General features: G+C 66.3%; 11 protein-coding genes. 3 read left to right on the forward strand and 8 right to left on the reverse strand.

Going from position 1 to position 14,338, the window contains the following annotated elements; translation table 11 throughout:
• Positions 1-147 precede the first annotated feature (147 nt).
• From E8D37_RS00185 to E8D37_RS00195, 3 genes are all read left to right on the forward strand, one after another.
• The gene (locus E8D37_RS00185) at positions 148-906 is read left to right on the forward strand and encodes a helix-turn-helix transcriptional regulator (RefSeq protein ID WP_136567748.1); all 759 of its coding nucleotides are present in this window, start codon (positions 148-150) and stop codon (positions 904-906) included.
• A gap of 12 nt (positions 907-918) precedes the next feature.
• Positions 919-1,392, forward strand: a complete 474-nt coding sequence (locus E8D37_RS00190; RefSeq protein ID WP_136567749.1) for an NUDIX domain-containing protein — start codon at positions 919-921, stop codon at positions 1,390-1,392.
• A gap of 266 nt (positions 1,393-1,658) precedes the next feature.
• Positions 1,659-3,800, forward strand: a complete 2,142-nt coding sequence (locus E8D37_RS00195) for an AAA family ATPase (protein ID WP_136567750.1) — start codon at positions 1,659-1,661, stop codon at positions 3,798-3,800.
• Between the two features lie 575 nt (positions 3,801-4,375).
• On the opposite strand, the gene E8D37_RS00200 is transcribed toward E8D37_RS00195, so the two are convergent.
• The 8 genes from E8D37_RS00200 to E8D37_RS00235 form a co-directional block, all read right to left on the reverse strand.
• Positions 4,376-4,903 (reverse strand): HD domain-containing protein, encoded by a 528-nt coding sequence (locus E8D37_RS00200; RefSeq protein WP_136567751.1) that lies wholly within the window; start codon positions 4,901-4,903, stop codon positions 4,376-4,378.
• A 420-nt stretch (positions 4,904-5,323) separates the two neighbouring features.
• Positions 5,324-6,958: a M23 family metallopeptidase gene (locus E8D37_RS00205; protein ID WP_136567752.1), complete on the reverse strand. Its 1,635-nt coding sequence runs from the start codon at positions 6,956-6,958 to the stop codon at positions 5,324-5,326.
• A 6-nt stretch (positions 6,959-6,964) separates the two neighbouring features.
• Positions 6,965-8,866: a hypothetical protein gene (locus E8D37_RS00210; RefSeq protein ID WP_136567753.1), complete on the reverse strand. Its 1,902-nt coding sequence runs from the start codon at positions 8,864-8,866 to the stop codon at positions 6,965-6,967.
• Complete coding sequence (locus E8D37_RS00215; protein ID WP_136567754.1) at positions 8,863-11,361, reverse strand: ATP-binding protein; 2,499 nt, start codon at positions 11,359-11,361, stop codon at positions 8,863-8,865. Before E8D37_RS00215 ends, E8D37_RS00210 begins: the two co-directional genes overlap by 4 nt.
• Positions 11,358-11,720, reverse strand: a complete 363-nt coding sequence (locus E8D37_RS00220; RefSeq protein ID WP_136567755.1) for a hypothetical protein — start codon at positions 11,718-11,720, stop codon at positions 11,358-11,360. Before E8D37_RS00220 ends, E8D37_RS00215 begins: the two co-directional genes overlap by 4 nt.
• A 3-nt stretch (positions 11,721-11,723) precedes the next feature.
• Positions 11,724-11,984 (reverse strand): hypothetical protein, encoded by a 261-nt coding sequence (locus tag E8D37_RS00225; protein WP_136567756.1) that lies wholly within the window; start codon positions 11,982-11,984, stop codon positions 11,724-11,726.
• 464 nt (positions 11,985-12,448) lie between these two features.
• Positions 12,449-13,579 (reverse strand): XRE family transcriptional regulator, encoded by a 1,131-nt coding sequence (locus E8D37_RS00230; protein WP_136567757.1) that lies wholly within the window; start codon positions 13,577-13,579, stop codon positions 12,449-12,451.
• Positions 13,576-14,232, reverse strand: coding sequence for a hypothetical protein (locus E8D37_RS00235; RefSeq protein WP_136567758.1), 657 nt, complete (start codon positions 14,230-14,232; stop codon positions 13,576-13,578). Before E8D37_RS00235 ends, E8D37_RS00230 begins: the two co-directional genes overlap by 4 nt.
• Positions 14,233-14,338: the final 106 nt, after the last annotated feature.

Consider the following 14,338-nt stretch of genomic DNA (forward strand, 5'->3'; position numbering starts at 1 on the left):
GTTCTCCTGTGGTGGTTGGCGGTTTCGGTAGCCCCACCACACCGCTATCCACAGGGACGACTTCACCGTCCGACAAGGACGTCTCGGGACGCCTAAAGTAAAGAGCCAGCATCTCCTCATCGGTCCCAGTCGCCTCGGGAGGCACTCATGGGAAACGAACGTCTTCGACTCGCGATCGCCGAGCACCACCTGACCACCGCGACGCTCGCTGAGCAGCTCGAGGTCGACCGCAAGACCGTGGAGCGCTGGGTATCCAGCAGCCGGGTGCCCTACCCGCGCTTCCGAACCCAAGTCAGCAAGATCCTCGGCCTGGAGGAGGCGTACCTCTGGCCGGATCGTGACCTGTCGGAGAGCCAGCTCAACCAGGCCAGCCGGCGCGAGATCGTCGAGGTCTATCCCAATCGCGGCGCTGTCCCTCACGGCTTGTGGCGTCGGCTCATCGACGAGGCCTCCCAGCAGGTCGACGTGCTCGTGTTCGCAGGCCTGTTCCTCGTGGACTCCCACCCGGACCTGCCCGAGCAGCTGGCACTGCGGGCTCGGGACGGCCTGCGAGCTCGCTTGGCCTACGGCGACCCGGCCTCACCGGTCGTGGAGCAACGGGGCATCGACGAGGGCATCGGGATGGATCTCGGTGCGCGTATCCGCATCAGCCTGGCGGCAATGGCGCCAGCCGTCGGCGTCGAGGGCATCGACGTCCGCCTGCACGAGACGGTGCTCTACAACTCGATCTACCGCTTCGACGACGAGATGCTCGTCAACACGCACCTCGTCGGATCGCCGGCGCCTCGCAACCCGGTCATCCATCTGCGTCAGGTCGGGCGCGGGCAGTTGTTCTCCCACTACCTGGAGTCCTTCGAGCACGTGTGGGAGTCAGCTGAGCCACTGGTCGGATCTCCGGCGGCGTGACACGGTGACCGCATGGGACGACGCATCGACTACATCGACGACCCCAACGCGCCGCAGGCGAACAGCGTCGTGCCCTCGGTGGTCGCCATCGTCCAGGACGAGCAAGGTCGCGTCCTCCTGATCCACAAGACCGACAACAACCTCTGGGCCCTGCCCGGCGGTGGGCACGAGATCGGTGAGTCGATCACCGACACCGTCGTGCGCGAGGTCAAGGAGGAGACCGGGTATGACGTCGTCGTCGAGCGGCTCACCGGCACGTACACCAACCCGAACCACGTCATGGCCTACGAGGATGGCGAGGTCAGGCAGCAGTTCTCCATCGCCTTCGCCGCGCGGCTCGTGGGCGGCGAAGCTCGGACGAGTTCAGAGAGCAAGCGTGTCGAGTGGGTTGAGCCAGCCAGCGCCGACGATCTTGAGATGCATCCGTCCATGCGTCTGCGCCTCCGGCACGCGCTCGAGCGAGCGGAAGGTGTACACCTCGGCTGATATTCGGACGCCGAGGCCAGGCCGTCACCTGAAGTACCCTTCTGCGGCAGACGAATAGACGACCGGTGCCCTCGCGAGTCGGGCGAACGTAAACACTGCGACCGCCCAATCACGATGGCTTTCGGGGGGAGTGACGCGGTGGCGCTGCAAGGCGGAGGGCAGCAAGCGGGACGAGCCTGCGCTGCCCATATCTACACCTTCCGAGCCAGGCTGAATCTCAGCGAATTCCAGTCATGCCATGCCCGGTCGTGAGAGCGTACGGGACCATGACCCCGTCAGCCGACCCACTCGCGCAGCAGCCGTCTCCGCAGAGCCACGACTTCGTCATCTCAATCAGGAACTGCAACAGCATCGCAGAAGCAGACATCACCTTGCGCCGAGGTGCCCTCAACATCAAGTACGGCCCTAACGGCATCGGGAAGAGCACCATCGCTCGCGCACTTGTGTTGAACACTCGCGGCAAAGATGCCCTCCAAGAACTGCTCCCCTTCAAGCATCGCCTGGCGAATCGCGGGATCGAACCCACCGTCGTGGGCGCCGAGGATATCGAGACTGTCTTGGTGTTTGACGAAACCTACGTGTCCCAGTTCGTTTTCCAGCCAGACGAAGTGGTTAAAGATAGCTTTGAGATTTTCATAAATACGCCAGAATATCGAGCTGGCGTTGAGGAGCTCGAGGCCATCTTTGACGACCTGAAGCGAATGTTCGTCGAAAATGAAACGCTTGACGAGGTAATTGCAGGATTTACGGAATTACGCAATGCCTTCACCCTTACCAAGGCCGGAGGCATTGCAAAAACGAGCAAGGGGTTTAAGGCCCTCGGAGTTGGTGGAAAGCTTGCGACGATTCCTAAGCCACTTTTGGGCTACGAGGAGTTTCTTCGGGGTGACGACCCGGCGGGCTGGCTATCGTGGCAATCGCGAGGGAAGGGCTACCTCGAGATGTCGGACAACTGTCCCTTCTGCTCAGTTTCTAACGTAGATAAGGAGACGGCTGTCTACGTTTCTCGGGAGTATGAATCTGCGGCGGTGAAGAACATGAACTCGTTGCGACTGGTCATTGACAAGTTGGCAGGATTCTTTGTTCCGGAACGGCTTGAACAGCTTCGGAAGATTACGACCAGTTTGGAAGAATTGTCGCCAGAGCAGGACCAATTCTTGGCAGGCCTGCGGGGCCAAGTCGAGACGCTGTTGGAGAAGTTTACTGCGCTCAAGAGAGTGTCGTTCGCCTCGCTCCGCGATGAGCCGGACGTCGAGAAGGCGATGCGAAACCTGAAGATCGATCTTGAACTTCTCGACGCACTGAACTCCGAAGGTACCAAATCCGTGGTTGGTGACATGAATGACAGACTCGATAATGTCGGTCAACGGATCACGGAAATTAAGAAGCGCGTCGGTGTGCAAAAGACGCAGGTTGCGAAATCGATCGCACGGAATCAGCAGGAGATTAACGAGTATCTGCGGTCTGCCGGGTACAAGTACAGCGTGCGAATTGAATCTAGCGGTGACACGTACCGCATGATTTTGGAGCATCAAGATGCACCAGGTCACCTTGAGGCTGCTAGTAGCCACCTTAGCTACGGCGAACGTAACGCGTTCGCGATGGTCCTGTTCATGCATCAGGTGCGTCGCGAGGCGCCTGACCTCGTTGTCCTCGATGACCCAGTTTCAAGCTTCGACAAGACGAAGAAGTTCGCCATCCTACACAAGCTGTTTCACGGTCAACAAAGCCTCCGCGATTTCACGACGCTCCTGCTTACTCATGACATTGAACCTGCAATCGACATCGTTAGAACAGCAACATCAGGTCAGTTTCTTGCCGCCACTCCAGCGGTTCACTTCCTGCGCAGCCGTGAGGGGACTGTGCAAGAGAAGTTGATCGAGGCAGACGACATCATGACTTTCTCCCAAGTTTGCAACGACAACATCGCCTCTGCGGCGGACCCTGTGATCAAGTGCATCTATCTTCGTCGCCTGTATGAAGTTCATGGCGATTTGGCTGCAGAGTATGACGTGCTATCAAGTCTTCTTCACGTCCGGGATGAGCCCGCCGCCAAAGGAATCAATGGACAACTCTCCCCTCTCTCCGAAGAGACGTGTGAGCGGGCGGTGTCGAACATACGGGCCGTGATTCCAGAGTTTGACTATTCTGGCCTACTTGCTGAGGTCAAAAATCCCGGGGCCCTAAGGGCCAAATTTGCAAGCACGGATGTCGGCTACGAAAAGATTCAGATCTTCCGTATCGCCTCAGCGCTCGACCCGGGCGGGTTGGGAGGTGATCCCGCGTTCAAGAAATTCGTGAACGAGTCGTATCATATCGAGAACGAGTATGTGATGCAGTTGAATCCACGAGACTTTGATGCGGTCCCGGATCACGTTGTACAGGCCTGCCAAGCGCTTCTGGCATAGCAACTCGGCTCTGCTTCCCTGTTCGGGAGCTGCATAAATTACGTTCACCTGCCAGGGGTGCCCTAAACCCTGGTCGGCGCTTATCGCAGGCCAAGTCAGTTCTATCTCGTCGACCTCGTGTCCGAGCACCTCGCTGTGCCCTACGCGAGAAACGCGGGGTAGCCGGGCCACGGTCCCTCGGAACCATGGGATACCCGAGGCCGCTGAGACTGCGACTGTTCCGTGACTGATGGATAGTCCTTGGCGAGGGGGGCGTGGCCCAGCTCCGGGGCCGGGGACAGGCGACCCGGGCCAGGCCACGCGGCGTGCCGGCGCGATGGGGGAGGCCGTGCACGCGAGCAACCCGTGCGGTGACCGGTCTCGGGTCCGTTCACCGCACGGGCTGTACAGCCATCCTAGACGATGGTCCAGCCCCCTACCCGTTGCGCTGGCAATGGGATGGCTGTGAGCGCATGGTGGACGGCGCCGGTCCGTTGCCGAGGATCAACAGGGGGGTCGGCGAGCCGGCCTAGTGACCGCGGCCCGGGATGTGAAGAGTGGGCTTCCCGGGTCGCGGTCCACTGCCAACTGCGTCGTCAGACGACTCTGACGCCAATCGCCCGCGCGCAGGCTGCCCGGAGGGCGCCTTGCGACCGTTCGACTGCTCGAGCCACGGGATGTTGGGGCTCGTACCGATCAAGGATCTCGCGCACTCGGGTGTCGACGTCGACGGATGCGCCCTGGGGTCCGGTTGTCATGTCGGCGCAGGTGAGCTGATCGAGGAGGGCTTGGTCTGGCACGTCGAAGGCGAGCAGCTGCCCGGTCAGTCCACGTTCTTCCGCTTCGACCCAGGCGCCGCTGTGGTGGGCCACGAGGGCAACAACCTCGCGCGGGGCGCCGTGCAGGTCCAGGTAGGAGGCGCCGTCGATGGCGTGCATGCCGGTGGCAGCGTTCGGCACGCCGTAGCCGATGTCGTGCAGCCAGGAGGCGCCGATGACGGTTTCCGAGGCGCCAAGGTCGACGGCTCGCCGTGCCACGCCCTGTACGTGCAGCCAGCGGTCACCGGTGTCGCCGAGCAGCTCCTCGGCGAGGGCTCGGCACTCCGCGACGCTCCAGGTGGACACACTTCGAGGGTAGTCACCGCGCACACGCGCAGGCGGGCGTGTGGTTGCCGAATTGCTCTCTACTAGATCAAGGCGCCGGCTGCGCCGGCGCCCGCGGCGGGCTCCGGGCGTGCGGCCTCCGGCCGGTCCCTGCGCCCGCCGCGCCACCTGCTCACTCAACCCAGACCAGCCGAGCTGGGTAGGACTCTGCACTCGCTGCCACGCCGGTGAACATCCATCGGAAGTACGCCTCCTCCGTCACGACGCGGACGACCTGGCGGCCATCGGCATCCCGGTCGAGCTCGCTCACCGCCCGGACGTCGTAGACGAACCCGTCCGGACGCGACAGGACGACGCGCTTGCCCCGCAAGGTGGGCTCATCGCGTGCAGGACGCGGCGTCCGAGGTGGGGGAGCGCCGAAGTAGGGGAGGTGGTCGGTACTCATGGCACTTCAGCGGGAGCGACGGTCACCGACAGGCGCCGAGGGGCGCACCGCGGTGCGGCTAGGCGCAGGTAGTCGGGATCTCCATTGACGGCGACGGACCCGCAGGAGGCTGCTCCCTCGTCGAGCCCGGACCGGGCCAGCGCAGCCCTGCTCGCGGCAATGAGCGGCGGGTATCCAGCGGACGTCATGGCGTTGATCAGTTGGCCCAAAGCCCGAGACTTCGTGCCGGCGAGGACCGGGAGGGTGCCGGCGTCCGTGCGAAGCATGGCCCACGTGGCGTCGCCGCCCGTCTTGCCTGGTCCCGAGCGGAGGAGTGACAGCTGGTCAGCGTTCCAGACGATCAGTGGTCCGTTGCCGCCGCCGATGGTGCTCCACGGTGCGGCGAGGGGTGTCCGGGTGGTGGCGTCGAGTGCCACGAGGACGTCGGGTGAGCGGTTGAGTGCTTGAGCGAGATTCGTGCGGGCGCCGGTCGGGATCACGGCGACTCGGAGCTGCTGCAGACTCGGCGGTTCAGCATCCACAACAGGGACGGCGGAACCGCGATCCGAGCCGACGTGCTCGAGCAGCCAGTCCGTGGGGTCGACCGGGTCACCGTCGCCGGATCTGACCTCGAAGTGGAGGTGGCAGCCGGTGGAGTTGCCCAGGTCGCCGACGGCGCCGATGACCTGTCCGGCGGAGACCTGCTGACCGTCCTCGACCTCGATGGCCTGCATGTGGGCGTACCAGGTCACGACGGCACCGGAGTCGATCTCGACCAGCCAGGTGCCGGACCAGGCCTCGGTGGTGTCCACGTGCACCACGCCGGACGTGGCCGCCAGCACGGTCCCGCCGCAGGCCGTGGAGAAGTCGGTGCCGGTGTGCGTGGTGGACCAGAAGCTGCTGACGCCGCCGAAGTTCTCCTGGTCCACATAAGAGGTGCCTGGTGCGAGAGGGAAGACGACATCGCCATCAGCGACGGGGACGCCGCAGCTCGTCGGGTCGATGCTCCCGAAGTAGCCGGTGAGCTCGGTGCCGGCAGAGCTCGAGCTGCTGACGAGGGCCTCGGCGAGGAGAACGTCATCGTCGTAGGCGTCGGGGTAGGCGGAGCTCTGCACCTGCTGGCCGGCGTCACCGATCTCCATGTCTTGCCAGCCGGGCACGGCGAGCAGGCGCTGGTAGAAGAGGCGGGCGGACGTGGCGGGGTCCATGAGCTCCTGCATGGAGCCCCACCAGGGCCACTGCTGTTGGAACACGCCGAGCGATCCGTGGTCGCTCCCGACCGCGGTGTGCGGCAGGTCGAGGGACCGTTCGATGCCTGCCTGGTCTGGCTGCAGCTCGCCGGTCCCGTCGTTCGCGTAGACCGTGAAGCGTGACTCCTGTGCGGCGACCGCGAGTGCCACGACCTGCCCGCGAGCACTGACGCCCAGCCGTCGTCCCTCAGCGATGATGGTCGCCGCGATCGAACTTTGGCTGTCGTCGAGACCTTGGGTCGCGGATGAACCCGCGAGCACGACGTCGCCCGACGTGCAGGACGAGTCACTGTCGTTGCTGCCACCCATCACCGACATCACCATGACCGCTGGGAGACCGATCAGCGTGATGCCGCCGATGACCGCGGTGGTGATGACCAGGGCAACGCTGAGACGCGACATGCCAGGTCACCGGTCCTGAAGGGAGTCGGAGTCGGCGTCAGCCGCGTCAAAGGGGCGGTAGATCGTGTAGACCTCTTCGCCGTCGTACTCGTGTGGCTCGACGGGTTCGAGGCGGTCAGCTCCTGTCGGTCGGGGCACGAAGCCCTCGGGCAGGGCGGAGCGCGCACCGGCAGCGGTGGAGACCCGTGGCGCTACCGGCGTTGGATGCTCGACCCGTCGGCCGGCGGGCGGAGCAGGTGCGGGTGGCTCAGGCTTCGGCTGGCCAGTGGAGTGACGTCCCTCGGCGGCGGCCCGAGCTGGCTCGAGCTCAGCGGGGCGGTGGGCTGCGGCCTGGACGGTGGTCGCGCTTGGAACGGGGACCGCCGGGCCGGACGGGCGGGCCTCGGCTCGTTCGGGAGCGAGGTCGTCGGACTCGTCCTGGACCTTCGAGCCGAGGAAGGCGCCAGCGCCGGCCGAGATGCCGCCGGTGGCAAGGCCGAGCCCGGCGAACGCGAGCCTCTTGGCGCCGGCAGTACTCGGCGGGTTGAGGCGTTCGAGCGGGTTCTGGTGGGGGCTCACCATGGCGGTGAGCCGGCGGAACGGCTTGAGGATCACCCACATGAGCAGGCTGAAGACGGGCATCAGGACGATGCCGAGCCACGCCGGCGCTCCTGCTGGGTCGAGCAGGAGCCCGAGCACGGCGATGGTGACGGCGGCGCCGACCCCGAACAGGACGGCGTTGACGACGGCGGCACCCACGAGTCGTCCGAGACCGATGACCAGCCCGCGGGCGGTGGGAAAGGCGCCCAGCGTGGCGAAGGCCGGGAAGAGCATCACGGCCAGGCGGACGAGGAGGAAGCATCCGATCAGCAGGAGTGCAGAGACGAGGAGGAACGGAAGAGCGAGCAGTGTGCCCACTGCCGAAAGAATGGCGTAGCCGACTCGGGCCTCGGAGCGCTGGCCGGTGAGGTACTCGTACGCCTCAGGGTCGCGGTCCTGGATCGCGTCCGCGGCGTCCTTCCAGTCCTCTTGCTTCTGCTCGATGATCTCCTGGCCGCGCTCCGGGTCGTCTTCGAGGATCTGGGCCTCCCCCCAGGTGAGTGCTTGGGCCTGGAACAGCTGGGGTCCGTAGGTGCGGGCGGTGGCGGAGTCGGCTGAGCCGAGGGCGCCGGCGAGCCACGCCCGGTACAGCAGTGCGTCTGTGATGCCGGAGGCAACGGCGGTGCCGGGGTCGAGGTCGTCGTCCTGACCGTCGAGGTGGGTCACGACGGTCCCGAGGGTCTGGGTGACGGTCTCGTCGGCTGCTTCGCCTGCTTCGACGGGCCACCGAAAGAGCGCTGTTGCCAGGAGGATCACGAGCAGCGCCCACCCGACGGCGCCCGCAGTGCTAGCCAACGATGCGCTCCGGGCGCGGACGATGACGAGGCCGCCGATGGCTGCGATGACGAATGGAATCCAGGACACGAAGAGGTTGTCGTGCAGTGCCGTGGAGACATCGGAGATGGCGCCGTCGAAGGCACCGAGGAAGTCGGGTGCGAAGGCTTGCTGGATGACGGAGCCGGTGAGCGCGGTGAGCGCGAGGGGGATCTGGGTGATCCAGTTGCTGATCGCTGTCCCGATGACGGCGTCCGGGGCGCGCATCGCGTCGGGGCCGCAGCCGAGGTCGTAGGTGTGCCAGCGGAACCCGGCCAGACCGTACTGCTGGTAGATCGTGGTGCCCGAGTCGGGTTGGAACGGATCGGCCTCGTCGGGAAGCGGGGAGGGCTCAGTGGAGAAGAAGCCGGCGAGGCCACGACCAGGTACCTCCGGGGTCGGCGGCGTCTTGCAGTCGGGAAAGCCGGGAATGGCCGAGGCCGGCGCCGCGAGGACGAGGCCGAGGAGCCCTGCGATCACGGACAGCAGGAGCAGCCGGGGGAGCAGCGCTCTCATGCCACGTCCTCCGAGCCTCGCTGTGCCGCGGTCGTGTTGAGCGCGGCGAGCAGATCGGGGTTGCCGGTGAGGTCGATGCGCAGCTTGTCGACGTTGCCGTCCACGTCCCGCATGACGAACTCGCGGAACTGGCTGTCGCCGCGGCCGGACGAGAGGGTGGAGAGGACGCGCTCGTAGCCGACCCCGGTCGGGACGCGGAGCATGCGCAGACCGTCGCGCGCGGTCTCGTCGTCCTCGAGCCTGCCGACGAAGGCGGCGGACATGAAGTTCGCGACATCCATCCCGAGGACGTCGGACGGGTTCTGGCTGGCAGCGAGCACGCAGGTGTTCCACTTGCGCGAGTCGCGGCCGAGACGGGTGAAGAGTGCGCGGCCGGCGGACCATTCACCGAGGAAGTGCGTCTCGTCGAGAGCGACCAGCTTGCGCTCGTGCATGGTGCGTCCGTAGACGGCCCGGGTAGCGAACCAGGACGCCAGGTGCAGCAGCGGGACGGCGAGCTGCTCGGAGGTCGACCAGTGGTCGCGGGGGACCGAGCGCGGCGGGAGCACCAGACCGGGCATCGTGAGCACGGTCAGGGTGGCGCTCAGACGCGGCGCGGCGCCCTGGGTGCTGGGGAAGAACAGCCGCGACAGCGGGAGCTCGGCCATGTCGCGCAGGTAGTCGGCCACGACCTTGCCGTGCGGGTTGTTCATGGCGTCGAGGTGGGCGACAACGTCCCACAGGGAGGCGCCGGCATCACCTCGGGTGGAGCGGACCGCCTCGGAGACGACCAGCGCGGTCTGCGGCATGGCATCGACGGATGCCGGAAGCAGCATCTTGATGACGTCCATGGCGAGGAGCTTGCGGTCCTGCGCGGCCAGCACCTCGGCCTCACGGTGTGCGTCCTCGTCCGAGAAGGAGGAGCGGGCGGGTGTGGCCACGACCTCGAAGGGGTTGAGGGTGCCGCTGGCGGCGGTGGTGAGGTCGATGTGCTGGCTGGCCCCTGCCAGGTCGGGCAGCTGCGTGAGGCGGGACAGCGGCCCGGACGGGTCGAGGATGATCGACGGGATGCCTCGGCGTACGGCCGAGTAGGCGATCTGCCCGAGCAGCACGCTCTTGCCCGCGCCCAGGCCACCGACGACGGGCACCAGGCCGGAGGTCTCGCGGACCTCGGTGGCGTAGTGGGTGTCGAACATGACCGCGCGGGCGGAGGCCCCTGCGGTGTACCCGATGTAGGGCCCACGTCGGTCGCCAAGTCGGCTCGAGGCAGCGGGGACGCCGGCTGCGACGTAGAGGGCGGGGAGTCGACGTCGGTAGGCGGCCGTGGACACCGGCTCGCCGGGGATGAACTCGCGGAGCAGCCCGAACTGCCCGCGGGGGTGCTCGATGGTCACGCGCCGGGAGCGGTACGACGTGACGACCTTCCGTGCTCGCTCGAGGCACTCGTCTTCGGTGCGGCCGGCGACGGCGATGCGGAACCAGCCATGGATGCGGGTGGAAGCGACGTCGGCACCACGGGTCATCTGGTCCTCGACCTCGCGGGCGTGGCGGGCCTGACGGTCGAGGGCGAGCGGTTCGTCGAGGTCGTGCTCGGCGTAGTGCTTCTGCATGTCGCGGACGACCAGCAGCTTGCGCTGGATGGTGCGGCGGGCGTCGTTGCCGGCCAGGACGTCGAACTGCGCCGACCACTCCACGGGGAAGGGCAGCCGATCGGTGTGGCTGAGCCACGGCTCGTGCGCGGGGTCGGGTGCCTCCATCTCCTCAAGGCGACCGACTGACAGGACGGCGACGTGGCGTTCGACGGGCGCTCGGTCGCTGCGGCTGGTGAGCTTGACGGTGCGACCAAGGGCCTGAGCCTGGTACTCGACCCTGTCCTCGAAGGTCGACAGGTCGTCCTCGGTCCAGAGCTTCTGCTCGACGGGGGAGAGGTCCTGCGGTGAGGGCAGACCGAGACCGCTCGAGCGGCGGACGAGCCACTCCATCTCGGCGGCGGTGGCGGGACGTCCGTCGAGGCCAGGCAGGGCGACAGCCTCGGCGATCCGCTCGACCTCGGGCAGGAGCCGCGCGTGCTCGATGTCGGTAGGCCGACGCAGCAGCGTGCTCATCAGCCGATGCGACGGAGCGCGAGACCTCACGCGGACGCCCAGGTAGACCTCCTTCTCGGCCATGGTCTGCGTGCGGAGGTGCCGCTGCATGTCGACCAGGTAGTCCGACCACGACGCGCCGCCGGTGGTGAGGAGGGGACTCGTGGTGAGCTCATCGAGCTGCCGCGCCCAGGTGGCAGTGGGGTAGGGCCTCGACGTGACACGGAGGTGGACCCGGTGACCCGCCAACCAGGAGAGCCCGTCCGCGAAACCGAGCATGAGCTGCTCGCGCTGCCCGTCGGAGCGGAAGGCCCAGAGCTGGGTAGGGAGCACGTACCAGGCCCACGCCTCGTCCGCGGTGAAGCAGAGGTTGCCCTCGATCTGGCGTAGCGCCAGCCGGCTCTGCGGGGGAGCGTCGATGGACCTGCTCACAGCAGGCTCCTCTCGCGAACGCGGATCTTGCGGGTGCCGATGGCGACTCGGTGGCCGGACTTCCGGGCTCGCGGTGCTCCGGCTTCTGCTCGGACGAGATGCCAGACGCTCGCCAGCGGCCGGTCGTGGTCGATGACGCCGGTGAGGGCGTACGTGGCGAGGACGGAGAAGACGAGCTCCCAGACCGGCGGGACGCTCACGTTCATCGGGAGCGCGGCCTCGACCAGCAGGATCGACACGAAGAGGACCAGCCAGATGCTGTAGGCCGAGTAGCGCGCGGTCCAGGGAAGCGTCATGCCACGAGGGCCGAGCCAGACGGCATCGACCCGGTAGACGTCGTCGTCGGGGCGGAGCAGCATGGCTCAGCCGCCGAAGACGAACGCGGCAATGTTGTCGGCGAAGCCGTAGAACAAGGCGGCGCCGGCGATCACTATGCAGCCGAGCATGATGTTGGTGACCGTCAGGGCGTTCTGCGACATCTGCCCCTTGCGGGACGAGGCGATGATGCCGATCCCGACGAACAGCAGGATGACCGGGATGATGTTCTTGACTCCCCAGGCCACGATGCCGTCGGAGTTGAAGTCAGGTGCTGCGGTGATGAGTTGCGGAACGAGTTCAAGCATGGTGCGTACCTCCCGAGACGGCTCTCGAAAGGAAGCGGGCCCCCCGACCGCCTCCCCGAGCGAGAGCGGACGATTGATGCTTCTGCTGAGCATCGGACCACACTCAGCGGGCTCCTGCTAGGGGTGCGCCGGCGGCCTGTGGATAACTGCCGACTCGTGGACCACTTAAGGCCACACCGCGGGGACGTCTTCACCTGTGGTTTGGGACTTCTGCTGGACGAGCAACGGGTGTCATCGATTTCGTGCAGCAGACCCGGTGGCCCTTCGACGGGGTCTGTGTGCCGCCGAGGTCGGTGGAGAGCGTCTGTGGGATGACGGAGAGGTCGCGGGCGAAGTCACCACCGTCATGGGTGCCGACGACGCGGCCGAATACGGCGCGCCTGCCGAGGGGCAATGGCCCCGGTTCTCGGCCGGCCTCGGCGTGGCCTGAGACCGAGCTCGACGATCGCCTTGAGGTCAGGACGTCAATTAGCCCCTGGTAGGACGCGGAGCGCAGGACGGGTCGACGAGACGGTCGACGTCGCCGGTCCTTGGCCAGCAGACGTCGTTGCCGTAAGCACCAGACCGAAGAGCAGATCGTTGAGCGTGGACGGGTGCACGTGCAGCGACGCAGCGATGTCTGCTGGCCTGATGCCGCGCTCACGCAACATGCCGAACACCTTCTCGAGCAGCTGGGAGGCCTCGCGTGGTGTTGCAGCGTTGTCCGGCTCGCCGCTGCGGTAGCCCAACTGACTCAACCGTCGACACGTACTGGTGTATGTCCAGTCTGTCGTCACGCCGAGTTCGTGCAGCCGATGGGTTAGGGCCATGGCTGAGACCGACCAGCGGTGCTTGGCGGCAACAACCTTCTCGGCGCCGGCGTTGCGCAGCCCGGCCGCGAGGATGTCGGCCTCGGGCATGAGGAACGCCGCTGCGAAGCGGTTCGCCTCCTGCTCGCGCTCCCGCCCCCGCGGCAGGTCGTAGTCCCCGTGCATCACGAGGTGGCCGAGCTCGTGCATGACGTCGAACCGCAGCCGCTCGTAGCTCTTGCGCGTGTTCAACAGCATGTAGGGCGTTCCCTGCCACCAGAAGCTAAACGCGTCGACGTCCTCGGTGAGGCGCTCTGGGAGCGAGAACACCCGGACGCCGTGGGCCTCGACGAGATGAACAGCGTTCTTGATCCGCGCGTAGCCGAGCTCCCACTCAAGCCGTAGCCGTTGAGCGGCGGTGTCAGGGTCGGCCGCCCCCCGGGCGTAGGTGGGGACGTCGACTACGGGCAGGTGCAAACGTTCCTCGAGCCAGTGGACGAGCTCGATGGCGAAGGCACCGCTGGCCAGGGCAGCGTCGCGCCTGACGGCGCTCATCTTTGACAGGGCCCGGAACGAGACAGCGTCGGCCTGCACCTCCTCAAGCGGTTCTGCCGAGAAGAACGACACCGGGAGGTCCAGCGCCGTGGACAACTGAGCAATGCTGTCGTCCGAGGGCGGGTGGGTCCCGTCCTCCCAGTACGCCAGCGATCGCGGGGCCACGCCCACTTCACGAGCGAGCGCGACCCTGGTGAGCCCAGCCCGGTTGCGCGCGAAGGTGAGCCGCTCCGGTGTGAACGACTCGTTCACTGCTTCCAGGCGACATCGACGTCGACGTCGGGCTCGACGTCGGGCTCGACGTCGGGCGTGGGCGTGGCGTCCGCGTCGACCGGGGTGCCGATCTCATACTCCGGGAGGATGATTCGGTGCAGCAGGTCGCACGGCCGCCCGTCTGCCAAGACGTGGCGCGGGAGAGACAGTTCCGCCCGTGCGACATCCGCCTCGACATTGATGAGGAACACCCAGGTGAGCATCCCGTTGCCGTTGCTGTTCCCGTCGTGAGCGGGACCGAGGTCGAACAGCGTGAGCTGGTCGCGGTTCGCCTCGATCTTGCGTGCGGTGGCGCTGCCCTTGGGGCTGCGAGCGCGAGGCTCGTCGCCACCGAGCAGCCCGGTGTTCTCATCGCCGGTCTGTACGACGATCGACATCTGGCGATCCGCCGAGAAGGTTCGTGGCTGCTGGTCGTCCTCGTCGTGCTCCCACCCGAGCGGCACCAGCACGCGCCTTATCGCGGCGGTCGCTTCGTGGTAGAGGTAGGTGCCGCCGGCGAAGCTCGGGTGGAAGGACGTGGTCAATGCCTTCCCCCCGACGGCAGCGGCGACGACGCGCTGTAGCCCCTCCAGTGGTATGCCCATCGCTTCTAGTTGCGTGGTGGCTTCGGAGGGATTGGCGTAGATGGTCATGCGTGCCTGCTTCCGACTGGCGAATCCGAGCGGTTGCATCAAATGTAACCTCATCTGAGGTGGAGATTTGCGCAACGCAAACGGCGCGGCGTGTCGAGACTTCCAA

The sequence above is a fragment of the Nocardioides sp. GY 10127 genome (assembly GCF_004919085.1).
In the GTDB taxonomy this organism is placed as follows: domain Bacteria; phylum Actinomycetota; class Actinomycetes; order Propionibacteriales; family Nocardioidaceae; genus Nocardioides.

Excerpts from the sequence above, each read along its gene's own strand:
- E8D37_RS00190 (WP_136567749.1), top strand. The coding sequence starts at position 919 with ATGGGACGACGCATCGACTACATCGACGACCCCAACGCGCCGCAGGCG.
- E8D37_RS00235 (WP_136567758.1), bottom strand. The coding sequence starts at position 14,232 with ATGACCATCTACGCCAATCCCTCCGAAGCCACCACGCAACTAGAAGCG.
- E8D37_RS00195 (WP_136567750.1), top strand. The coding sequence starts at position 1,659 with ATGACCCCGTCAGCCGACCCACTCGCGCAGCAGCCGTCTCCGCAGAGC.
- E8D37_RS00185 (WP_136567748.1), top strand. The coding sequence starts at position 148 with ATGGGAAACGAACGTCTTCGACTCGCGATCGCCGAGCACCACCTGACC.
- E8D37_RS00225 (WP_136567756.1), bottom strand. The coding sequence starts at position 11,984 with ATGCTTGAACTCGTTCCGCAACTCATCACCGCAGCACCTGACTTCAAC.
- E8D37_RS00205 (WP_136567752.1), bottom strand. The coding sequence starts at position 6,958 with ATGTCGCGTCTCAGCGTTGCCCTGGTCATCACCACCGCGGTCATCGGC.
- E8D37_RS00210 (WP_136567753.1), bottom strand. The coding sequence starts at position 8,866 with ATGAGAGCGCTGCTCCCCCGGCTGCTCCTGCTGTCCGTGATCGCAGGG.
- E8D37_RS00220 (WP_136567755.1), bottom strand. The coding sequence starts at position 11,720 with ATGCTGCTCCGCCCCGACGACGACGTCTACCGGGTCGATGCCGTCTGG.